Source organism: Vibrio wakamikoensis (assembly GCF_050337275.1).
Lineage (GTDB): Bacteria > Pseudomonadota > Gammaproteobacteria > Enterobacterales > Vibrionaceae > Vibrio > Vibrio chaetopteri.
The window spans coordinates 240,123-261,040 of record NZ_JAKJST010000014.1 but is presented as its reverse complement, the minus strand read 5'-3'; the positions used below and the strand labels follow the sequence as shown (position 1 = coordinate 261,040).

Annotated in this window: 19 protein-coding genes and 1 pseudogene; 7 read left to right on the top strand and 13 right to left on the bottom strand. The window is 47.8% G+C overall.

Annotated features, from left to right (window positions below; translation table 11 throughout):
* The first annotated feature begins 10 nt into the window (after nucleotides 1-10).
* Nucleotides 11-508: a porin family protein gene (locus tag L4C42_RS05880; protein ID WP_353499192.1), complete on the top strand. Its 498-nt coding sequence runs from the start codon at nucleotides 11-13 to the stop codon at nucleotides 506-508.
* Nucleotides 509-638: 130 nt separating this feature from the next.
* Here L4C42_RS05880 and L4C42_RS05875 read toward each other — a convergent pair whose 3' ends face one another.
* The 7 genes from L4C42_RS05875 to L4C42_RS05845 all read right to left on the bottom strand — a co-directional run bounded on the left by L4C42_RS05875 (nucleotide 639) and on the right by L4C42_RS05845 (nucleotide 8,325).
* Nucleotides 639-1,397 carry an SDR family oxidoreductase gene (locus tag L4C42_RS05875; RefSeq protein ID WP_353499191.1) on the bottom strand — a complete coding sequence of 253 codons (759 nt, stop codon included), beginning with the start codon at nucleotides 1,395-1,397 and terminating at the stop codon, nucleotides 639-641.
* A gap of 13 nt (nucleotides 1,398-1,410) precedes the next feature.
* Nucleotides 1,411-2,325, bottom strand: coding sequence for a 3-hydroxyisobutyrate dehydrogenase (gene mmsB / locus L4C42_RS05870; protein ID WP_353499190.1), 915 nt, complete (start codon nucleotides 2,323-2,325; stop codon nucleotides 1,411-1,413).
* A gap of 66 nt (nucleotides 2,326-2,391) precedes the next feature.
* Nucleotides 2,392-3,561, bottom strand: a complete 1,170-nt coding sequence (locus L4C42_RS05865; RefSeq protein ID WP_353499189.1) for an enoyl-CoA hydratase/isomerase family protein — start codon at nucleotides 3,559-3,561, stop codon at nucleotides 2,392-2,394.
* An 8-nt stretch (nucleotides 3,562-3,569) separates the two neighbouring features.
* Nucleotides 3,570-4,352, bottom strand: coding sequence for an enoyl-CoA hydratase (locus L4C42_RS05860; protein ID WP_418642988.1), 783 nt, complete (start codon nucleotides 4,350-4,352; stop codon nucleotides 3,570-3,572).
* Between the two features lie 28 nt (nucleotides 4,353-4,380).
* The gene (locus L4C42_RS05855) at nucleotides 4,381-5,535 is read right to left on the bottom strand and encodes an acyl-CoA dehydrogenase family protein (protein ID WP_429759771.1); all 1,155 of its coding nucleotides are present in this window, start codon (nucleotides 5,533-5,535) and stop codon (nucleotides 4,381-4,383) included.
* Nucleotides 5,536-5,575: 40 nt separating this feature from the next.
* Nucleotides 5,576-7,069, bottom strand: a complete 1,494-nt coding sequence (locus L4C42_RS05850) for a CoA-acylating methylmalonate-semialdehyde dehydrogenase (RefSeq protein WP_353499186.1) — start codon at nucleotides 7,067-7,069, stop codon at nucleotides 5,576-5,578.
* A complete protein-coding gene (locus tag L4C42_RS05845) occupies nucleotides 7,066-8,325 on the bottom strand; it encodes a thiolase family protein (protein WP_429759769.1) in 1,260 nt (419 codons plus the stop codon). The genes L4C42_RS05850 and L4C42_RS05845 overlap by 4 nt, the downstream gene beginning before the upstream one ends.
* Nucleotides 8,326-8,532: 207 nt before the next feature.
* On the opposite strand from L4C42_RS05845, the gene L4C42_RS05840 reads away from it, so the two are divergent.
* The 5 genes from L4C42_RS05840 to L4C42_RS05820 all read left to right on the top strand — a co-directional run bounded on the left by L4C42_RS05840 (nucleotide 8,533) and on the right by L4C42_RS05820 (nucleotide 13,465).
* Nucleotides 8,533-8,904, top strand: coding sequence for a MerR family transcriptional regulator (locus tag L4C42_RS05840; protein ID WP_112462770.1), 372 nt, complete (start codon nucleotides 8,533-8,535; stop codon nucleotides 8,902-8,904).
* Between the two features lie 48 nt (nucleotides 8,905-8,952).
* The gene (locus L4C42_RS05835) at nucleotides 8,953-10,122 is read left to right on the top strand and encodes an isovaleryl-CoA dehydrogenase (protein WP_353499184.1); all 1,170 of its coding nucleotides are present in this window, start codon (nucleotides 8,953-8,955) and stop codon (nucleotides 10,120-10,122) included.
* Nucleotides 10,123-10,185: 63 nt separating this feature from the next.
* Complete coding sequence (locus tag L4C42_RS05830) at nucleotides 10,186-11,736, top strand: carboxyl transferase domain-containing protein (RefSeq protein ID WP_418643009.1); 1,551 nt, start codon at nucleotides 10,186-10,188, stop codon at nucleotides 11,734-11,736.
* Between the two features lie 9 nt (nucleotides 11,737-11,745).
* Complete coding sequence (locus L4C42_RS05825) at nucleotides 11,746-12,543, top strand: enoyl-CoA hydratase-related protein (RefSeq protein ID WP_429759766.1); 798 nt, start codon at nucleotides 11,746-11,748, stop codon at nucleotides 12,541-12,543.
* Nucleotides 12,544-12,565: 22 nt separating this feature from the next.
* A complete protein-coding gene (locus L4C42_RS05820; protein WP_353500193.1) occupies nucleotides 12,566-13,465 on the top strand; it encodes a hydroxymethylglutaryl-CoA lyase in 900 nt (299 codons plus the stop codon).
* On the opposite strand, the gene L4C42_RS05815 is transcribed toward L4C42_RS05820, so the two are convergent.
* The 6 genes and pseudogenes from L4C42_RS05815 to L4C42_RS05790 form a co-directional block, all read right to left on the bottom strand.
* Nucleotides 13,437-13,733, bottom strand: coding sequence for a putative quinol monooxygenase (locus tag L4C42_RS05815; RefSeq protein ID WP_429759764.1), 297 nt, complete (start codon nucleotides 13,731-13,733; stop codon nucleotides 13,437-13,439). The genes L4C42_RS05820 and L4C42_RS05815 overlap by 29 nt on opposite strands.
* A gap of 55 nt (nucleotides 13,734-13,788) precedes the next feature.
* Nucleotides 13,789-14,130 carry a hydrogenase maturation nickel metallochaperone HypA gene (hypA, locus tag L4C42_RS05810; RefSeq protein ID WP_353499180.1) on the bottom strand — a complete coding sequence of 114 codons (342 nt, stop codon included), beginning with the start codon at nucleotides 14,128-14,130 and terminating at the stop codon, nucleotides 13,789-13,791.
* Between the two features lie 57 nt (nucleotides 14,131-14,187).
* Complete coding sequence (locus L4C42_RS05805; protein ID WP_429759761.1) at nucleotides 14,188-16,890, bottom strand: FAD-dependent oxidoreductase; 2,703 nt, start codon at nucleotides 16,888-16,890, stop codon at nucleotides 14,188-14,190.
* Between the two features lie 11 nt (nucleotides 16,891-16,901).
* Complete coding sequence (hypB, locus tag L4C42_RS05800) at nucleotides 16,902-17,573, bottom strand: hydrogenase nickel incorporation protein HypB (RefSeq protein WP_429759759.1); 672 nt, start codon at nucleotides 17,571-17,573, stop codon at nucleotides 16,902-16,904.
* 12 nt (nucleotides 17,574-17,585) lie between these two features.
* Entirely contained in the window at nucleotides 17,586-18,158 is a 573-nt protein-coding gene (locus tag L4C42_RS05795) for a HupE/UreJ family protein (RefSeq protein ID WP_353499177.1), read from the bottom strand.
* 568 nt (nucleotides 18,159-18,726) lie between these two features.
* Nucleotides 18,727-19,675 (bottom strand): annotated as a pseudogene (locus L4C42_RS05790) (cysteine synthase A).
* Between the two features lie 306 nt (nucleotides 19,676-19,981).
* Between L4C42_RS05790 and L4C42_RS05785 the strand changes: the two are divergent.
* On the top strand, nucleotides 19,982-20,824 hold the full coding sequence (locus tag L4C42_RS05785; protein WP_353499175.1) for a patatin-like phospholipase family protein: 843 nt from the start codon (nucleotides 19,982-19,984) through the stop codon (nucleotides 20,822-20,824).
* Nucleotides 20,825-20,918 lie beyond the last annotated feature (94 nt).

The following is a 20,918-nucleotide window of genomic DNA, read 5'->3' as shown; positions in this document are numbered from 1 at the left end:
GAAATTGTATATGAAACTTAAGAATAAACTTGTATTACTATCAACATCACTATTTGCATTGCCAACGCTCGCACAAGGTTTGTATGCCGGAGCAAGTATTGGTTATGGAAACCAACAAAGTATCGTTAATGATGCAAGCACCGGTACTGGATATTTAATGGCTGGTTATCGATTTAACGACAATATTGGCGCGGAATATCGTTTTGGCGGTGTTGATAGCCATGATAGCTATATCAATGACCTTAGATCTTACAGCAGCCTATATGTGCGCGGCAGCTACGAAATCGATCCAGGATTTGAAGTTTATGGCCTTGCTGGCTTTACCAATGCTAAAGGTGGAGACGTTTTTTCAAACGGTAGTAGAAACATCAGCAGCCCTAGCTTTGGTCTCGGCGCACGTTACGAAATAGCAGATGATTTAGGATTAAACGCCGAATACGTGTCCGTCATTTCAAAGCACGAATATTCATTGTCTGCGGTTTACTTTGGTATCGATTACCGCTTCTAATACCTCAATGACTAAGTGCACGGATGCACTTGCTCAATCCAACCGAACAATCAACCGGTTCTTTAAAAGAAAAGCAGCCCCCCATAAATCATCCAAGGGACTGTACTCATCTTACAGTTAACATCTCGCTTTAAATAACCAACCCACCATCAACTTCAATCACTCGGCCATTAACGTACTCATTTTCCAAAATGAAACGTACGGTATGAGCAATCTCTGTTGGATCCGCCATTCGACGTACTGGTACCATATTTTCCAGACGTTCACGCGCTTCTGGTTTCATCGAGGCTGTCATCGAAGTCTCCACAACGCCAGGTGCAATAGCAACAGAACGGATGCCGTAGCGAGCAAGTTCTTTACCCCATACGGATGACATCGTCGCGACTGCTGCTTTGGAAGCCGCGTAGTTGGTTTGCCCCATGTTGCCTGCTCTCGACACGCTGGAAATATTAATAATGACACCACGTGAATCGGACTCAATCATCTGCACCGCTGCTTCACGACCGCACAAAAACGTGCCGGTCAGATTCACGTTGATCACTGCATTGAAATCACCTAGAGACATTTTACTGATTTCGCCATCTCTCGATTTAACCAACATACCATCTCGCAGGATACCAGCATTATTGACTAAACCATTCAAAGAGCCAAATTCCGTGACAATGTCACGAAATACAGTTTCAACTTGCTCTTCATTGGTGACATCGACCTGATAAGTTTGCGCTTTTACCCCAAATGCCTCACAAAGTTCTTTTGTCTCTGTTAAGGCGTCTTGATTGACATCGAGCAGTGCTAAGCTCGCTCCTTGCTGAGCTAAGCTAGTCGCCATAGTTTGACCTAATCCTTGTCCTGCACCAGTAATAGCGATAACGCTCTGTTCAAGTTCCATTTACTTCTCCCTTCTACTGCTTATTGCGAAAAAACTCAAAAAGACTCGAGAAATCCAATTCCGCATTTCCGTTTCGGTTATGGAGTGCGTAGAGACTATGAGCTAACGCTCCCATAGGCACCGAAGACTGGCTCATTTTTGCCGCTTCTAGCCCAAGCCCCAAATCTTTTGACATCAACTTACACATAAAACCGGGAGTATATTGGGCACTCGCTGGCGCGTGCTCAATCACCCCCGGACAAGGGTTATATAGTTCTAAAACCCAGTTTCTGCCAGAGCTTTGCAAAATAATATTCGATAACACCTCAGGATTGAGACCGTTATCCACACCAAGACTAAGGGATTCACAAGTCGCTGTCATGACAGAGCCGAGGATCAGATTGTTGCAAATTTTGGCCATTTGCCCATCACCCGCTTTGCCCGCATGAAACACATTTTTACCCATGAAAGACAACAGGTTATTCGCTTTGGCAAACCCTTCATCGCTGCCACCAACGATAAACGTAAGCGTTCCTGCAGCAGCACCAGCAACGCCACCGGACACAGGGGCATCGACAAACTCCAACCCTTTGTTTTGAGCTTCTCTTGAAACTAGGCGCGCAGAGTCAGGATCAATGGTTGAACAGTCAATAAGAAAAACATCGCTCGAGGCTAGTTCAATCATGCCTTTCTCATCATCGCAGCCCAGATAAACCGCTTTGACATGCTCACTAGCCGGGAGCATGGTGACAACGACGTTCGCCGAATCGAGCACCTGCTCCAAGCTATGACAAACGTGAGCACCCTTCTCCCCAAGAGGTTGCGATAATGCGGACACTCGGTCGTAAACTTGCACGCTAAAGCCCGCTTTGAGCAAGTTATTTGCCATTGGACTGCCCATGTTTCCTAGTCCAATAAATGCAACCTTCGTGTCTGTTGGCTGACTCATCACAACCTCCTTGGCTGTTTCAATTCATCGTTGGTTTAAACGAGATGCACTATTTGTCTGCGCGAGTTAATGATGCCCTAGCATCGCAAGAGGATGCTCTTGCTCACGCCACAGTGAAGTGAACAAATTGTCGATCACTGACTTTGGCACTTGACTGATGTGCGCATATGTCCAGTTGGGCAAACCGTCCTTGTCCACTAAGCGTGCGCGCACCCCTTCCTGAAATTCACCAAACTCGACGCTGCGGAGCCCCAAAATCAGCTCAAGCCTAAAACAATCGGCAAGGGACAACTGGTGATACTGTTTTAACTGGCGAAAACAAATATGCGCGGTAATTGGACTGCCATCCATCAAATTTCGCTGAGCCGCTTGCATCCATTTTTCGTTACAAGGTAGTGCCTGAATGTTATCAAACACCTCCTCAAGGGTATCAGACGCACAAGCGCGTTGAATATCGGGAATAAGAGGCAGAAGATGAGTAGCAGGTTTAGCTATGTTGGCATTGTCTGCAAGCTCTGAGAGTACTTCTGTTAAGTAGTCATAGCTGTCTTCGATGCTGTTCCAATCCGTTTGCTGCAATTGATGCAATAGCTTTTGTTTATCCGCAGGCGCGTTCATATGATCGGCAAGTCTAACGTCGAGAGCGTCGGTGCCGTTCATCATTACGCCCGTGAGTCCAAGGAACAAACCAATGTCATCGTCGAGACGGTTCAAAAAATAGGTCGCGCCGACATCGGGAAACAAACCGATATGAATCTCTGGCATGGCAAGTCGCGAATCTGGCGTCACCACTTTGTGAGACGCGCCCATAAAGAGCCCCATTCCACCCCCCATTACGATGCCTTCGCCCCATGCAATAATAGGTTTGGTGTAAGTGTGGATGAGATAATCGCATTGATATTCAGTGCCAAAAAACGCTTCTGCATAGGCTTTGGCATCTTCTATTGGCGCGTGCTTCATCTTGTCATGCAAAGTACGCACATCACCACCGGCACAGAAGGCTTTCTCTCCTTCACCGTTCAGTATTACGCATAGTACCGCGTCATCGTCGTGCCATTTATCAAGTTGGTCATTAAGCAATACCAACATGTTCTGAGTTAGGGCGTTGAGAGCTTTGGGATTACATAGGGTCGCAACGGCAATTTTGCTCTGTTGGTCACTACAAACGATTTCTTGAAATCGAACTGTGTCCTGAGTCGCTAGCGACGAATTTGACGTTGAACTGGTTGTAGACATGACGCCTCCTAACGATTTTTCCATTGTGGTGCACGTTTTTCTAAAAAGGCGTTAACGCCTTCTCGTTGATCTTCGGTATCAAACAGCTGAATGAACAACTCGCGCTCTTTGACCAGCCCATGACCGATAAAATGCTGGCGATTATTTTGAATTAGAGTTTTACAAGCAGTGACTGAAGACGGTGATTGATGGGCAACTTGATTAGCAAGATTAGTGGCGGCGGTTAACACCTCTCCCGAATTCACCACCTCCTCTACCAGTTTGATTTGGAGGGCTTTTGACGCATCAATCTTCTCGCCGCACAAGATGATCCGCTTCGCCCAGCCTTCTCCCACTAAAGCGGTTAAGTTCTGGGTGCCGCCTGCACACGGCAGTAGGCCAACCTTGGCTTCAGGCAGCGCCATCACTGCGTGCTCCTCAGCAATTCGAATATCACAAGCTAAAGCAACTTCAAGTCCGCCTCCCATGGCATACCCATTAATCGCTGCAATTGAGACACCACGAAAGTTAGACAGTGCTTCAAACGCTTCCCCAAAAACGCGAGACATGCGGCACGCACTCTCCTTGTCGCCAGCAGCAAACACATTCAAATCCGCACCTGCGGAGAAGAACTTGTTGCCTTGTCCGGTAATCAGCAATGCATAGACTTCTCGGTTTCGATTCAGCTCACCGACAAGCTGCTTAAGTGCCACTAAACTCTCCACCGTCCAAGTATTGGCTGGCGGGTTGTCGATAGTAATCGTTGCAACATGCCCTTCAATGGTATGTGGAATGAGTGTCGCTTCTGACATAACCATTCTCCTTTGGTTTACTTAGCCGCTATAGTATCGAGTCATCATCTCTTAAAACGCGTCTAGCGATGATCAGCCGCATGATTTCGTTAGTACCTTCTAAGATTTGGTGGACACGAACGTCGCGAAAATGCCGCTCTAACGAATACTCTTTGATATAACCGTAGCCACCAAATAGCTGCAATACACCATCACACACCTTAAAGCCCACATCGGTAGCAAAACGTTTTGCCATCGCACAATACGTGGTGGCATCCTCATGTCCGTGGTCAAGCTTAAACGCAGCCAATCGAACCATTTGCCGCGCTGCCACCAGCTCTGTAACTAAGTCTGCAACATTGAATTGCAACGCTTGAAAGCTTGCAAGCGGTTTACCGAACTGCTTACGCTCTCGCAAATATTGAATAGCGAGGTTTAGGGCGTGCTGCGCAGTACCTACCGAGCACGTGGCGATATTAATTCGCCCGCCATCCAGTCCCTTCATCGCAAAGGTAAAACCCTCACCCTCTTGGCCTAGAATTTGTCTGGCTGGAACGACAACATTGTCAAACGTGATCGCTCTTGTGGGCTGACTGTTCCAGCCCATTTTGGGCTCTTTGCGCCCATAGCTAATCCCTTCGCCTGTTGCATCTAGCACAAAAGCGGAAATACCTTTAGCACCTGAGTCACCGGTTCGCGCCATGACCACCAGCGCCTCAGTATCACCAGCGCCAGAAATAAAGGCTTTAGAACCATTTAAAATATAGTTGTCACCTTGTTTCACTGCTGTAGTTTTTAGCGACGCAGCATCAGAACCCGCTTCAGGCTCAGTTAAGCAATAGGATCCAAGCCACTCACCAGTCAGCAGTTTGGGTACGAACTGCTCGCGAGTTTCATCATTGGCAAAACTGGCCACCATCCAAGTCACCATGTTGTGAATCGTCATAAAGGCGGTCGTCGACGTGCAGCCCATGGCTAACTGTTCAAAAATGATCGATGAGTCAAGACGGCTCAAACCCAACCCGCCTTGCTCCTCACGGGTATAGAGACTCAGAAATCCCAGCTCGCCCGCCTGTTTAAGGATCTCTTTAGGAAAGTGGCAGTCGGCATCCCAACGACTGGCATTTGGAAGGAGATTATCCATCGCAAACTGCTGAGCCGTATCTGCAAAAGCCCTTTGATCTTCGTTGAGTTTAAAATCCATACCTTGCTCCTTATTCCTAGTTACTTGAAAAAGCTCGAGCTTAGCGAAGCTGAATGGTTAAGTTTGGTCCATCCGGAATATCGTCATCGAACCAACGCGCGGTGACAGTTTTAGTCTCGGTATAAAATCGCACGGCTTGCTTTCCGTAAGCGTGCAAATCTCCATAAAAACTGCCGCGCCAACCTGTGAACGAGAAGAAGGGTAAAGGAACGGGTATCGGTACATTTATACCCACTTGCCCGACTAAGATCTGATGCTGATACTTTCTGGCCGCCGCGCCGCTCGCAGTGAAAATTGACGTCCCGTTGCCGTAAGGGTTGGCATTCACTAGTGCAATAGCATCATCCAAAGAGCCCACTTCAATACACACCAATACTGGCCCGAAAATCTCTTGCTGGTAGATCTCCATATCGGTGTTAACCCCGCTAAACAAGGTGGGGCCTAGCCAGTTTCCTTGCGGAGCACCTTCAACCATGCAGTCTGAACCGTCAAGTAAGCAGTAAGCACCTTGTTTCTTGCCTGATTCGATCAAATTGACCACTCGCAGTTTTGCTTGCTGGCTTATTAACGGTCCATAGGCGACCTCGGGATCATCCCATAGTCCCGGCTTTATTTTCGCCATTTCCGCAGCAAGCTCTACAATCCACTCCTTGGCGCTGCCGACAAACACGGCTACAGATATCGCCATACAGCGTTGCCCGGCAGCACCAACAGAAGAACCAACCAAGTTGTTTATGACCTGCGCTTTATTGGCATCTGGCATCACAACCATATGATTTTTCGCCCCGGCAAACGCTTGTACTCGCTTGTGATTGGCCGTTGCCGTTTGATATATGTATTGAGCAGTTGGGACTGAACCAACAAATGAGACCGCTTGAATCGCCTGGTGGGAGAGTAAGAAGTCGACTTGTACTTTGCCGCCATGCACCACCTGAAGAAGGCTTGGCGGCGCGCCCGCTTCATGGAATAACTCAGCTAAACGGACGGCAGTCAGCGGAACTTGTTCAGAAGGTTTGAGAATAAATGCATTACCCGCTGCAATAGCGATGGGAAACATCCATAAGGGGATCATCGCGGGAAAATTGAATGGAGTGATGCCGCAGCATACGCCAAGAGGTTGAATGAGCGAGTAGCTATCAATGTCAGTAGCGACGTTTTCTACCGTTTCTCCCATCATATTGCTGGCGACATTGGCGGCTTGCTCTACGACCTCGATTCCACGCCATACATCACCTTTAGCATCGGCTAAGGTTTTTCCCGTTTCTTTCGACAGTAAGGTGGCTATTTCGTCGTGCCGCTCTTTAAGCAGATGCTGGTACCGGAGCATCAATCGCGCCCGCTCTGATATCGCGACTTCTTTCCAGTGCATTTGAGCACTTAGCGCCTGTTCGATCGCACCTTGTATTTCATCTGTTGGCGTCATCGGTACCATGCCAAGCAAGTCGTTGGTAGCGGGATTGGTTACATCTATCCATTCACTCGCTCGTGATACAACAGCATTACCATCGATAAAGTTGGCTATTTTATTCATCATTCACCCCCCCCCCCTTTTTTTTGAGTGCCCACTCCGACTGGCGAAACTTCTATCGCGATAGCGGTCGCCTCACCTCCGCCAATGCATAACGTAGCGATTCCTTTAAAAGGATCACCACTAGCTCTCTTCGCTGCACGTGATTGCAATGCATGTATCAAGGTCACTACTATTCGTGCGCCGCTGGCTCCTATCGGGTGACCTAATGCACAAGCACCACCGTTCACGTTGACCTTTGCTTCATCTAAGCCTAGCGTATCAATCGCAATCTGAGTCACCACCGCGAAAGCCTCATTGATTTCCCATAAATCGACATCGCCGCTTTGCCATTGAAGCTTATCGAGAAGCTTTCGAACTGCATCGACAGGTGCCAAGGTGAACTCCGAAGGCTGGCGAGCCGTGGTTGTGAACCCTTTGATCACAGCCACCGGTGCCATACCCAACTCTAGTGCCTTATTTTCACTCATCAACACAAGTGCTGCTGCGCCATCTGAGATCGCACTGGAATTCGCCGCCGTGATGGAACCATTGACTTTAAAAGCAGGTTTAAGCGCAGGAATTTTCTCTAGTTTGATGGTATTGGGCAGTTCATCTTCATCAATGAAATGGCCATCTCTCGAGGTAAGGTTACAAATTTCAGATTGGAAAAGATGATTCCCGACGGCATCCTTAGCTCGACTCGCAGAGCGTGTTGCCCAACTGTCCATCTGCTGGCGACTGTAACCGAGCTTGTCCGCGGTTCTCTGTCCAAACACGCCCATAAGTTCACCCTCATAGGCGTCTTGCAAACCATCGGTAAACATATGGTCATGGGTTTGATGGTGACCGATGCGCAGCCCTGAGCGAGCTCCATTTAGCAGGTACGGCGCATTACTCATGCTTTCCATTCCGCCTGCTACCACACAATCAGCTTCACCCGCCTGTATTTGAGTACTCGCAAGCATCACAGCTTTCATCCCAGAACCGCATACTTTGTTTACTGTTGTACAAGGCGTATGGGTTTCGAAGCCGGCTCCTATCGCTGCTTGCCGCGCGGGCGCCTGCCCCAAACCTGCGCTGAGCACACAGCCCATTAATACCTCATCCACTAAACTGGGTGTCATACCAACGGCGTCAATCGCATCCGCAATCGCAACACTGCCTAGCTCAGTAGCACTTATATGTGAAAGCGCCCCCTGAAACTTGCCCATCGGTGTGCGCTTAGCTGCGACAATGCATACGTTGTTTTGACCTTTTGTCTGTTGCTGCGCTCGTTCCATCTTTGCCCTCCTCTTTGGAACTCGATGTACTGGAGTTCTCAACGATTAGCTTGACGTTTTAGTAAGCATAGCACTAACATTTACGTAAACGTAAAGAAACAAATTTAGAACCTGACTCAATAATCACAGCGATTGTGAACAACAGTGGTTGAGCATGTGTGGATTAAGACCCCAGACCCTAGAACCTAGCCCCCGGAGAGTTGTAACGTGGACACCTATAAGATCAGTGAACTGGCAAAAGAATTTGATATCACCACAAGAAGTATCCGTTTTTACGAAGATGAGGGGCTGATCCAACCGGACCGAAAAGGCACCATGCGCGTCTATCAACGTCGCGACAAAATACGTTTAAAGCTAATTCTGCGCGGGAAACGCCTCGGCTTTTCTCTTGCGGAGATCAGGGAACTGTTCGAGCTGTACGACACCCATCAAGAAGATGACCAGCTAACCAAAATGCTGAAAATCATTGATGAGAAGGAAGCGGTACTCAAACGCCAGCTCGACGACATCAATACATTACTGGAAGACTTAACAACGGCGCGCGAACGCTGTGAGGCAGCACTCGCTAAAGCGAAGTAACTCCGTAAGTACCCAAAGTTAAGTCCATGTCCAGTATGAGGAGGAACCATGTTCACTCATTATCGCGCCATGGACTTTGGCTTGGACGAATCCATCAATTTACTTCGTGATCATGTAAGCGGGTTTGCTCGCGAATGCATCGCTCCAATTGCGAGCGACATTGACCACGACAACGCCTTTCCCAACCCACTGTGGCCGAAACTCGGCGATATGGGTCTCCTTGGCGTAACAGTGAGCGAACAATATGGTGGCGCAGATATGGGCTATTTGGCTCATGTAGTGGCTCTGGAGGAAATTAGCCGCGCATCCGCTTCCATCGCTCTCTCCTATGGCGCTCATTCCAACCTCTGTGTGAATCAAATTTTCCGAAACGGAAGTCAGGCTCAAAAGGATAAATATCTGCCTAAGCTGGTTGAAGGTTCCCACGTCGGTGCACTTGCCATGAGTGAAGCCAACGCTGGTTCAGATGTCATCAGCATGCAGCTTAGAGCCGAACGCTACGACGACCACTTCATTCTGAATGGCAGTAAAATGTGGATCACCAATGGTCCCGATGCTGATGTGTTGGTTGTCTACGCGAAAACCGACCCTAACGCGGCTCAACATGGTATTACCGCCTTCATTATCGAGAAACAGTTTGATGGATTTAGCCACGCTCAAAAAATGGATAAGCTCGGCATGCGCGGCTCAAACACCTGTGAATTGGTATTCCAGGACTGCAAAGTCCCTATTGAGAACGTGTTAGGGGACGTCAATCGTGGCGTTGAAGTATTGATGAGTGGCCTCGATTACGAGCGTGTTGTACTCGCGGCTGGCCCACTCGGGATCATGCAGGCTTGCTTAGATTTAGTGGTTCCTTATGTTCATGAACGTAAGCAGTTTGGCAAGGCCATTGGCGAGTTTCAATTAGTACAAGCCAAACTCGCTGATATGTATACACGCTGTAATGCTGCGCGTGCTTACCTTTATGCTGTTGCTAGTGCCTGCGATAGAGGCGATGTTACTCGCAAGGACTCGGCTGGCGTTATTCTCTACACCGCAGAACTCGCTACCCAAATGGCGCTCGATGCGATTCAACTGCTTGGCGGAAACGGCTACATCAATGACTACCCTGCAGGTCGTCTACTTAGAGATGCTAAGCTCTACGAGATTGGTGCGGGCACTTCAGAAATACGTCGCATGCTCATTGGCCGTGAACTGTTTGACGAATCGATATAAGGAGCACTTATGCCACAGATAGTCACTAAGATTAAACGCGACTCTGAACTCTATCATGACAATATGGGGGCAATGAACACGCTTGTCGAAGAGATGGAAACGAGAGTTGCACAAATCAAACAGGGCGGCGGAGAAAAGGCCATCGAACACCAAAGAAAAAAAGGTAAGCTTCCCGTGCGTGAACGCATTACCTCCCTACTCGACCATGATTCAGAGTTTCTCGAAGTCGGCCAATTTGCCGCTTGGGAAGTGTACGATGAGGCGATTCATTGCGCTGGCGTTGTCGCTGGGATTGGCAAAGTCAGCGGTATACTCTGCATGGTGATCGCTAACGATCCTTCCGTAAAAGGCGGTACCTATTATCCGCTGACGGTTAAAAAGCACCTCAGAGCCCAAGAGATAGCCGCTAAATGCCAACTGCCCTGCGTCTATTTGGTAGACTCTGGCGGAGCTAATCTCCCGCATCAAGCTGAAGTCTTTCCTGATAAGGAGCACTTTGGGCGTATCTTCTTTAATCAAGCACGTATGTCCGCCAAAGGTATTCCCCAAATCGCCGTTGTGCTCGGACTTTGCACTGCTGGCGGCGCTTATGTTCCTGCTATGGCTGATGTCGCCATTATGGTCAAACAGCAAAGTACTATCTTCCTAGCTGGCCCCCCATTGGTAAAGGCTGCGACAGGCGAACAAGTGTCAGAAGAAGCCCTTGGTGGTGCCGATGTACACTGTAAGAAATCCGGTGTTGCCGATTACTATGCTGATAATGAGCACCAAGCTTTAGAGATCGCGAGACAAGCCATCTCGAATACCGGTCAGCTGTTTCCATCACAAGAGTCACACCAAGCGACTTTACCGAAATACGATACTGAAGAACTGTATGGCATCGTCAACCGTGATTTGCGTCTTTCGTTTGATGTTCGCGAGGTAATCGCACGACTTGTTGATGACTCAGATTTTGATGAATTTAAGGCACTGTTTGGTACCACGCTTGTTTGCGGGTTTGCGCGAATTGACGGGAGGCTTATTGGTATTGTTGCTAACAACGGTATTTTGTTTTCTGAGTCAGCACAAAAAGGCGCGCACTTTGTTGAGCTGTGTGCGAAACGAAAGATCCCGCTGGTGTTTCTACAAAACATCACTGGATTTATGGTGGGCAAACAAGCTGAAGAAGGTGGCATTGCCAAGCATGGAGCGAAGCTTGTTATGGCAGTATCCTGCGCAGATGTTCCCAAGTTCACCGTGATTATTGGTGGCTCCTATGGTGCTGGCAACTATGGCATGTGCGGCCGAGCTTACGATCCCACTATGATGTGGATCTGGCCGAATGCTCGCATCTCGGTAATGGGTGGTATGCAAGCGGCTAACGTGTTGGCTCAAGTGAAGCACGATGTTAAGCAGCGCCAAGGGATCGAATGGGATCTCGCTCAAGAGCAGGCATTCAAACGGAACATCGTTGACAATTATGAGCGCGAAGGTAGTCCCTACTATGCCAGCGCAAGACTTTGGGATGATGGCATTATTGACCCAAAACAGACGCGACATGTTCTCAGCCAAGCGCTAAACGCCGCGTTGAACGCACCAATACCTGACAGCGAGTTTGGTATCTTCAGAATGTGAGGCAACACGATGAGCGAACAGCTAATAGTGAACGTTACTGACTTGGGCGTAGCCTCAATAACGCTCAATCGCCCAGAAAAGGGCAACGCGTTTTCTTCGGAGACCATCCAAGCGCTGATCGGAGCATTGCATTCGATTCAAGAAAACCCGTCTGTACGCTGCGTAGTACTAAGAGGCAAAGGCAAACACTTCTCTGCAGGTGCGGATCTCAATTGGATGAAATCAATGGCCAAGTGCAGCTATAAGGACAACCTTGCCGATGCCGAGCAGCTTGCCTTATTGATGTCTACGCTCGATGAACTGCCGATTCCAACCATTGCAGCGGTACAAGGGTGCGCTTTTGGCGGTGCATTAGGTCTTATCTGCTGTTGCGATATTGTTATTGCCGAGCCTTTAAGTATCGCCTGTTTTAGTGAAGTAAAACTTGGCTTAGTGCCAGCGACCATCGCGCCTTACGCTATCCGCGCGATTGGCGCGCGAGCTGCCCGTCGCTATATGTTAAGCGCAGAAAAGATATCGGCTCAAACCTCACTAGAGTTAGGGCTTTACCACCAAATCTGTGACATCAATGAGCAAAAGCAGGTACTAGTTCAGCTCATCAACAGTGTACTTGCTAACAGCCCGAATGCCATTCGTGACACTAAGGCGCTAATCCGGCAATGTACTACTGCGATTGATCCGTCGCTTATTCACCAAACAGCGGCGGTGATAGCCAATGCGCGAGTCTCAGTCCAGGGTCAACATGGTCTCAATGCCTTTTTTGACAAAGTACCGCCTGATTGGAGTGCTACGGTAGATGAGCCATGAAAAAGGTAGATGAACCATGAAAATGACGCTGCCAGAGTCCGTTAACATTGTCGAAGTTGGCGCAAGAGACGGCCTTCAAAATGAACCCAAAGTCTCGCTAGAGGCTAAGGTCTCCCTTATTGATTCGCTATCACAATCAGGCCTTCGCTATATCGAGGCTGGTGCCTTTGTTTCGCCCAAACGTGTTCCGCAAATGGCCGATTCAGATAGAGTGTTCTCAAACATTCAACGTCGGCCCGGTATCATCTATTCTGCTCTCACTCCCAATGTTAGAGGGCTAGAAGCAGCATTAGAAGCAAGGGCGGACGAAATTGCAGTATTTGCCTCTGCCTCAGAGTCCTTTAGCCAAAACAACATTCATTGCTCTATCGCCGAAAGCTTGGCACGTTTTGAACCTGTTATCGCGTTAGCTCAACAGCACAATATCAAAGTGCGTGGCTACCTATCTTGTGTAGCCGATTGTCCTTATGAAGGCGCAACCTCCCCAAACATGGTTGCAGATATAGCCAAAGCCATGTACGACTTGGGCTGCTACCAAATATCGCTGGGTGACACCATCGGTTCAGGTACACCGCTGCGTATCGCGAACATGATAGAAGCCGTTTCTGCTCGTGTCTCTCTATCTGATCTCGCCGTTCATTTTCACGATACTTATGGCCAAGCCCTTGCTAATATCTATCAGGCGCTGACTATGGGGATTGACACCATTGATAGTAGCATTGCTGGTTTGGGAGGTTGCCCCTATGCACCGGGTGCTAGTGGTAATATCGCGACAGAAGATGTGATATACCTCTGCCATGGATTAGGCATTGATACTAGTGTTGATTTAAATACACTTGTTCAGGCATCAAGCGCTATATGTAAAGCACTCAACAGAGTGCCTCAATCAAAAATCACACTGGCTCAAATTCTTCATCAGTGATTACTTCATAGAAACGCTTTACGTTCCCCGTCACTCGTCCCCAATCAGAGTCAGCAACGCGGGCTTGGTGATGCTCAAATGCGGCTTTGTCTACGAACTCTTCGTAAACACTGAATCGAGTTGGTTGTTTAACATCCTGCTCTACCGTAAACACTAAACAGCCAGGTTCAGCATAGGTCAGCGCTCTGTGTTTGTGCAGCGCTTCTATCACGACCGAAAGCTCATCTTCCGGCACCTCGATATGACCTTTAAGGATCGTTTTTGACATGGTACTCCCTTACATCGTCATTTTGTTACGCTGCTATTTTGTACCACCACCTCTCTCAACACGCCAATATTTGTTTAATATTGAACTCCTTACCGGATAGTAGTCCCCACTCTTTACTCCGACATTCCGGGCAAATGGAATGATTTTTCAATACAGCAAAAACCTGCCCACAATCCCTGCAGCGCGCATTCGCTTCAATGATCTCAATGTCTAATTTGGTCTGTTCCAGCTCGGTGCCGTCCACGGCGACGGGATAACACGCCTCCACGTACTTGGGAATCATCGATGATAGCTCACCAATTTGCAGCACTATGGTATCTACGGTAGTAACCTGATGCTGCTTAGCAAAGCGCTGCACCGTTTTCACTACTTCAATGACGACACCTAGTTCATGCATAACAACTCCTTATTAGCTGGCAACCTCTCGACTGCCAGCAAAATTAACTTAACTAGATTACCCAATCGGCATCAATGATTTGATTCTTTTGATTGGCTTATACATAGTCACTTTCACTTTGCGCTTGATGGCGTACTTGATAATTTGCTTACGTGCATCTCGCAGTTCGCTTCCCTCAGCATCATAAGCTCTCACCAAAGAGATAGCGCCAAACTTACACTTGGTTGTACAAGAGCCGCAGCCTACACACATGAAATCATCCGCAGTCACTACACCACAGCCTAAACAACGCTCTGCCTCTTTTTGCACCTGTTCAGGCGTCAGGTTGCCACGCAAATCACGGAACGTATTTCGAGACTGAGCACCGTCGACATGGTGCAAAGTTTGACGAGGCGCCATGTCATAGCCAGCCAATTGAACATTCGACTTATCAAATGGGGTGTAAGCTCGCTCTAACCTGCCAAGACGAAGACTTTGACCAGGTTGAACATAACGATGAATGGAGATCGCTCCCTCTTTCCCTTGTGCAATCGCATCAATGGCAAACCTTGGGCCCGTTAACGCATCACCACCGACAAAAATATCTGGCTGTGCCGTTTGGTAGGTCACCTCATCAGCCAGCACTTGTTGATTTGGCGCAACTGAAACATCACTACCGTTCAATAACTCGCCCCAGTCAATGGCCTGTCCGACGGAAATCAAAACACGATCCGCTTTCACATAGCGAACTTCGCTATCGTCAAACACAGGGGCAAATCGCCCTTCAGCATCCATCACCGACAAACAGCGTTTGAATACCACGCCAGTGACCTTACCTTCTTCGCTCACAATACGTGACGGCCCCCAACCGTTGTTGATTGTGATGCCTTCGTCCAGTGCGTCAGTGATTTCCTCTCCATGAGCGGGCATTGTTACTCGACTTTCCAAGCAGTACATCGCAACGTCTTCGACTTCTGTTCTCACTGCCGTTCGCGCAACATCAATTGCGACATTCCCGCCGCCAATAACCACAACTTTGCCTGCAATTGTCGAAGGATGACCAAGATTGATATCTCGCAGAAACTCGACGCCCGTCATCACGCCTTTCGCATTGGCTCCATCAATTGGCAACGCTTTGCCTTTTTGGGCACCAATCGCTAAATAGAACGCGCGATAGCCTTGCTGACGCAACTGTTCCAGCGTGACCGAGTGCCCAATGTCGACACCAGTGCGAAACTCTACGCCTAGCTCCCTGAGTACATCGATTTCCGCCTCAATCACATTCTTCTCTAAGCGATAAGAAGGGATCCCAAGCGTTAGCATGCCACCCAAGACAGGCTGCTTCTCAAATACGGTCACACTATAGCCTTCAACCGCTAGGAAATACGCACATGACAAACCAGCAGGGCCGCTGCCTACTACGGCGATTTTCTTATCGGTGTAGTTATGGCGCTTAGTTGGGATATAACGAGTGTCTGAGTCTAAGTCTTGCTGCGCGATAAATTTTTTAATATCGTCGATGGCAACGGGATCATCAATATCTCCGCGAGTACATTCAGACTCACAATTGCGTGGGCAAATACGGCCACACACCGCTGGCAGGGGGTTTTCTTGCTTGATCAGCTCGAGAGCTTCAATATATCTGCCTTGCGACGCTAATTTAATGTAGCCCTGTATACCGATATGAGCTGGACAACCCGCTTTACACGGCGCAGAGCCATCGTCATTGGCGACCTGACGATTCACACGATAATCGGGATTAAACTTATCGTCTCCCCACTCATTGGTGTATGGAAGTTCTCGGTCATTCCTAATTTTTGGCTGCGTGGCACAAAGCTTCTGCCCCAGTCTAAGCGCGTTAGTTGGGCAGGTCTCGACACACTCTCCGCACGCCACACATTTGGTCTCATCAATCTTCACCACATAGTTAGAGCGGATCATGTCGGGGTTTTGCCACTGCTCTGCCAACCGCAAAGCAAAACAGCCACATCCACAACAGTTGCAGATGGCGTGGGTTTCTCCGGAGCCGTCAAAGTTTGGGATTTGGTGCATCAAGCCATTGTCTTCGGCTTTACGCAGTACCGCCTTGGCTTCATCTCGGGAGATTTCTTTGCCTCTGCCAGTGCGAATGTAGTACTCGGCGGCATGCCCCATCTGGATACAAATGTCGTCTTTGATATGCCCGCAACCCTCACCTTGAGCTTCACGTGATGCTCGACATGCACAATCTGACAGCGAGAACACGTGGTTGTCATCTAGGTATTTCGACACCTCTTCATAAGAAGCGCTCCTAGTATCTCCGTCAATCGCGGTTTCGATGGGAATAACCCGCATCGGCCCTTTACCAATCGGAACATTACCTGCGGCCATAGGACCGCGCTTCTTACCAAAGTCATCAAACGCTTTGCCAAGCTGTGGATGTTGCTCAATAAGAGCTTTGTTATTGACCACCATCTCCATATGGCCCGGTACCCACACATCATGCCAGTACTTATCTACGCCATCGATGTTATTGACAAATGCAGCGCCTATAACCGCCAGATCCCAAAGTAGAATCTCCGTTTCTTCGACAGACTTTCCACATTTGTTGGCAACTTCTTCCGCGCTCAATGGCTGTTTTAACTCCAGTGCCAGTCCCACCTCAGCCATCGCCTCACTCATTATGGGTTCAAAAATTCGGTACTCAGGATCCGATGCTGTCACAGCGCGTTTCGAGCCATCTTTGACCATACTGATCTTATTCGCGTATGAGATTACCTTCTGCTTTACTACCTGTTCCATCGCCTCGCCCCTTAGTTAGCATTCCAATCACTCACTTGCTGACGTAACCACCCTGTCCAATCCGCTATCCCTGCGCCAGTTTTAGCAGAAATAGCAAAGATTTCAATCTCAGGATTAAGTGCTTTAGCGCGCTCTATGACAGCGTCTAAATCGAAGTCAAAGTACTCTAAAGTATCGATTTTATTGATCAGCAACACATCACAGATAGAGAACATCAGCGGGTATTTAAGAGGCTTATCGTCTCCTTCTGGTAGGCTCAAAATCATCGCGTTTTTTACTGCCCCAGTGTCAAACTCAGCGGGACAAACTAGGTTGCCTACATTCTCTAGTATGACCAAGTCGAGTTCATTGGCTTGTAGTCCCTCCAACCCCTGTGCGGTCATATCAGCGTCTAAGTGACACATGCCGCCAGTATGAAGCTGGATTACTTTGACGCCTTGCTTAGCAATAGTTTGAGCATCAACATCCGAGTCGATATCCGCTTCCATTACGCCAACACGAATGTTGTGTTTGATATGCTCTAACGTACGAACTAAGGTCGTGGTTTTACCGGAGCCTGGGGACGACATTAGGTTGAGAAGAAACAGCTTGCGTTCTTTTAGAGAGTCTCTTAACAAATCGGCTTGACGATCATTGTTGTCAAACACACTCTCTTTAATTTCCATGACTTTGAAATCTGACATCACCCTTCCCCTCTAGCCAATAACGCCGAACAATACACCACAACTCACTATGACCGCTGCCAATTTTTGTGACGACACCAACTTCACCAATTGACTACCTAGTCCCATGATGACAGCCGATCCCATCAACATCCCAATGGCAAATGTAGCTAGAGACGCATGACCCACTTCAACGCCGTGTGCCCAACCATGAATCGATACCGCGAACAATGACGCAGTCACTAGTGCTTTCGCCAGCCAAGAGCCCGAGTTAAGCATCCAGACAGCAAACCCTGCGACGAAAACGGAGCTTAATATCAAGGTTTCCATCAGACTGCTGGCCTCCCACCATAGTCCAAATACGAAGCCAGCACCCATCATGCAAAGAGCTGCAATAATAAAAGACCCGCCTTTTAACTTATCAAAACAAGACATTTGGCTAGCAACGCCCATAGCAAGCAAGATCAATAGATGATCCAGCCCAAGGAAAGGGTGGAAAAAACCACTCAATAGCGAGACTGATAGCCCGTCATGAATGCCGTGAGCGTGTGCTATTGGCGACACCAGGATCACTGCCCCGCTAAGTAACTTCATTGCCTTTTTCATTGCTGTTTCCTTCCATAATAAAATTTAATTAGAGCAATTGCTCTATTTTGTAAAAACAATAATATGGACAGCCGAGGCTTGCTGTGATTGCTCTCTCAATTACAAGTTGAGGAAATGATTACAGAAAAAACTTGTTCAAATTTGCTACAGAGATCGACTTTGTTCACTAAATCAATGTGAAGCTAATAGTCAGGAATATAAAAAAAAACCCGAATCAAACTGCTTCGGGTAGATTCTTGACTAATGCGAATAACAAGTGAGTCAAGAAAATGGATAGTGTATTTAACGCGCCCTATGAAGTTAAAAGTAGCTTTTCCATAATCTCAAGCTTTTCCATAATCTCAAGATAGGTGGCTCACTGTGTTTTTCAACCAAAACTCAAGTTTGTCGTTGCTTCTAATGATTCTTAATTATCAGTAGAGTTTATTTATGAACGGCTTCGCCAATTAGAGCAGTATGAGACGCATCTTGAGCTTATCAGAGTGCTACGTGCACTGTACTTAACAGGCAAAGTAACCGCTTAACCGGCATGAAATGCCGGTTATGAGTTGCGACACGTTTCTAAGCGTTAAACGTTAACCACCATGCTACCATCTTCCATTTGGTAGCGAGACCATATATCAGCCAGAGTCTCTTTGTTGAGTTCGATTTCCTTAGCCTGCAAAAACTCTTCATTGTATAACTTGGAGTATGAGCGCTCAGCAAGATCGCAACTGAAAGTAACGATCGTCTTTCCTTTACCCATTCTTGCTGCTGCATAGAGAGCCCCGGCTACATTCAGTGCTGAGCTGCTTCCCAAGAGAATACCGTCATGATCCGAGACTAAGCGCGATATTGTCACTAAGTCCTGGTCCGGCAGTGTGATAGCGTGATTGATTTTAGCCTGCCTAAAGTTCTCCACTTCCCGCATGATACCAATGCCTTCAGTAAAGGAGCTGCCATTTGACTGATGCTGTCCAGACTTCAGAAAAGAGTAAATACCCGAACCGTCAGGATCGACTAACCAGGTTTTGCAGCTTGGCTTTTGCTGGGATAGATAATGAGAGTTTCCAGCAATGGTTCCCCCCGTTCCAGCAACGGTAACAAGAGCGTCAATCTTACCCTCAGTTTGCTGCCAGATTTCTGGGCCGGTATGCAGATAATGAGCTCGGTAGTTGCTTAAGTTTTCAAACTGATTTGCCCACCAATAGTCTTCACGTTCAGCACCAATGCGCTTGCCCTTTTGGCATAACCACCAACATTTTGTACCCCATCGACTTGGCCACCAATGCCAACCCAATACCGGTATTACCTGCTGTACCCTCGACTATGGTCATGCCTGGTTTGAGTTCGCCGCTATCAATCGCATCTTTCACAAGTTGCAGCGCCGCCCTATCTTTTATCGAGCCTCCAGGGTTTTGATGTTCACATTTAAGAAGAATGTCACTGCCGGATATTTCGGAAAGACTATTGATTCGAACTAGATCGGTATGACCGATGAGTTCACTAACATTGTTTGCGATAGGGGCAAATGACATAACCGCTCCATGTGTTATCAGATTCACTAATCAATCGATTTGTTACTTGAACATCATAAGCTTAGCCGTGCCTTGTGTGGAGTCAAGGCTAGGAGTCAGCTGTGGAATAACGACAGGTTATCGTGCTTATCACCTCCAAAGAAGCTAATTTTTAATAGAGCAAATCACCCATTTTTTGATATGTTACATCAGGGTATCGACACAAATGACCACAAACTCGGCGACAGTTTAGCTTCTCAATAACCAACTTGTTGGGGTAAAAGGGGCAACCAGGGATCAGAAAAATAGTAAGGGAAACAAATATAGATGACACTCAAAACAAAGCACGCTTTGGTGGTTGAAGGCGGCGCAATGCGAGGCATATTTGCTGCCGGGGTTTTGGACGGTTTTATCGACCACAACTATAACCCATTTGATTTTTGCATTGGAGTGTCGGCGGGCGCGACCAATATCGCTTCTTGGCTCTCTAATCAGCGTGGGCGAACCTATACCATCATTTCCGACTACTCTTGTCGGCCTGAGTTTATCAACTTCGGTAAATTTGCCAGAGGTGGCCATTGGCTAGATCTCGACTGGTTATGGGATCATATTGCGTTGCACTACCCCTATGACATGCAAGCTTTTAAACAACAGTCGACCCCTTTCCATATCGTGACCACAGATATCACAACGGGCTCTCCCGTTTATACATTAGGCACTGAGAGTAATTTGGAAAGCATACTCAAAGCATCGTGTTCACTGCCTGTTGCTTACCGAACCCCTATCAGTTTCGAAGGCCGAAAAATGATTGATGGCGGAGTAGCTGACTCTATCCCAGTTGTAGAGGCATACAAAAAAGGCGCGAGAGAGATCACAGTGATCCTGTCTCAAAAGCAAGGCTATATGAAGCGTCCCCCAAATGCACCTTGGGTACTGCGCCAGCTTATGAGAAACACACCACAGCTCGCGGAGACAATGATTAATCGTGCTGAACAATACAACCAAACGATGGCATTTATTAATAATCCTCCAAAGGGTTGCACCATTAATGTAATTACGCCTAACGAGAGCTTCTCTGTAAGAAGGCTCACGACAAACAAAGAAAAACTTGAAGCTGGGTATCAAATGGGATTGCAAGCCGCACGAGATATCGTTCAGCAAGGTTCTTAGCCGCTTCTATCGTCTCTATGGTCTACTTTGCCCTACATCAAACCGATCTAATCATAAACAAAAAAGCGAGCACTAAGCTCGCTTTCAATTTCAT

Excerpts from the sequence above, each read along its gene's own strand:
- L4C42_RS05880 (WP_353499192.1), top strand. The coding sequence starts at position 11 with ATGAAACTTAAGAATAAACTTGTATTACTATCAACATCACTATTTGCA.
- L4C42_RS05875 (WP_353499191.1), bottom strand. The coding sequence starts at position 1,397 with ATGGAACTTGAACAGAGCGTTATCGCTATTACTGGTGCAGGACAAGGA.
- mmsB (WP_353499190.1), bottom strand. The coding sequence starts at position 2,325 with ATGAGTCAGCCAACAGACACGAAGGTTGCATTTATTGGACTAGGAAAC.
- L4C42_RS05865 (WP_353499189.1), bottom strand. The coding sequence starts at position 3,561 with ATGTCTACAACCAGTTCAACGTCAAATTCGTCGCTAGCGACTCAGGAC.
- L4C42_RS05860 (WP_418642988.1), bottom strand. The coding sequence starts at position 4,352 with ATGTCAGAAGCGACACTCATTCCACATACCATTGAAGGGCATGTTGCA.
- L4C42_RS05855 (WP_429759771.1), bottom strand. The coding sequence starts at position 5,535 with ATGGATTTTAAACTCAACGAAGATCAAAGGGCTTTTGCAGATACGGCT.
- L4C42_RS05850 (WP_353499186.1), bottom strand. The coding sequence starts at position 7,069 with ATGATGAATAAAATAGCCAACTTTATCGATGGTAATGCTGTTGTATCA.
- L4C42_RS05845 (WP_429759769.1), bottom strand. The coding sequence starts at position 8,325 with ATGGAACGAGCGCAGCAACAGACAAAAGGTCAAAACAACGTATGCATT.
- L4C42_RS05835 (WP_353499184.1), top strand. The coding sequence starts at position 8,953 with ATGTTCACTCATTATCGCGCCATGGACTTTGGCTTGGACGAATCCATC.
- L4C42_RS05830 (WP_418643009.1), top strand. The coding sequence starts at position 10,186 with ATGGGGGCAATGAACACGCTTGTCGAAGAGATGGAAACGAGAGTTGCA.
- L4C42_RS05825 (WP_429759766.1), top strand. The coding sequence starts at position 11,746 with ATGAGCGAACAGCTAATAGTGAACGTTACTGACTTGGGCGTAGCCTCA.
- L4C42_RS05820 (WP_353500193.1), top strand. The coding sequence starts at position 12,566 with ATGACGCTGCCAGAGTCCGTTAACATTGTCGAAGTTGGCGCAAGAGAC.
- L4C42_RS05815 (WP_429759764.1), bottom strand. The coding sequence starts at position 13,733 with ATGTCAAAAACGATCCTTAAAGGTCATATCGAGGTGCCGGAAGATGAG.
- hypA (WP_353499180.1), bottom strand. The coding sequence starts at position 14,130 with ATGCATGAACTAGGTGTCGTCATTGAAGTAGTGAAAACGGTGCAGCGC.
- L4C42_RS05805 (WP_429759761.1), bottom strand. The coding sequence starts at position 16,890 with ATGGAACAGGTAGTAAAGCAGAAGGTAATCTCATACGCGAATAAGATC.
- hypB (WP_429759759.1), bottom strand. The coding sequence starts at position 17,573 with ATGTCAGATTTCAAAGTCATGGAAATTAAAGAGAGTGTGTTTGACAAC.
- L4C42_RS05795 (WP_353499177.1), bottom strand. The coding sequence starts at position 18,158 with ATGAAAAAGGCAATGAAGTTACTTAGCGGGGCAGTGATCCTGGTGTCG.
- L4C42_RS05785 (WP_353499175.1), top strand. The coding sequence starts at position 19,982 with ATGACACTCAAAACAAAGCACGCTTTGGTGGTTGAAGGCGGCGCAATG.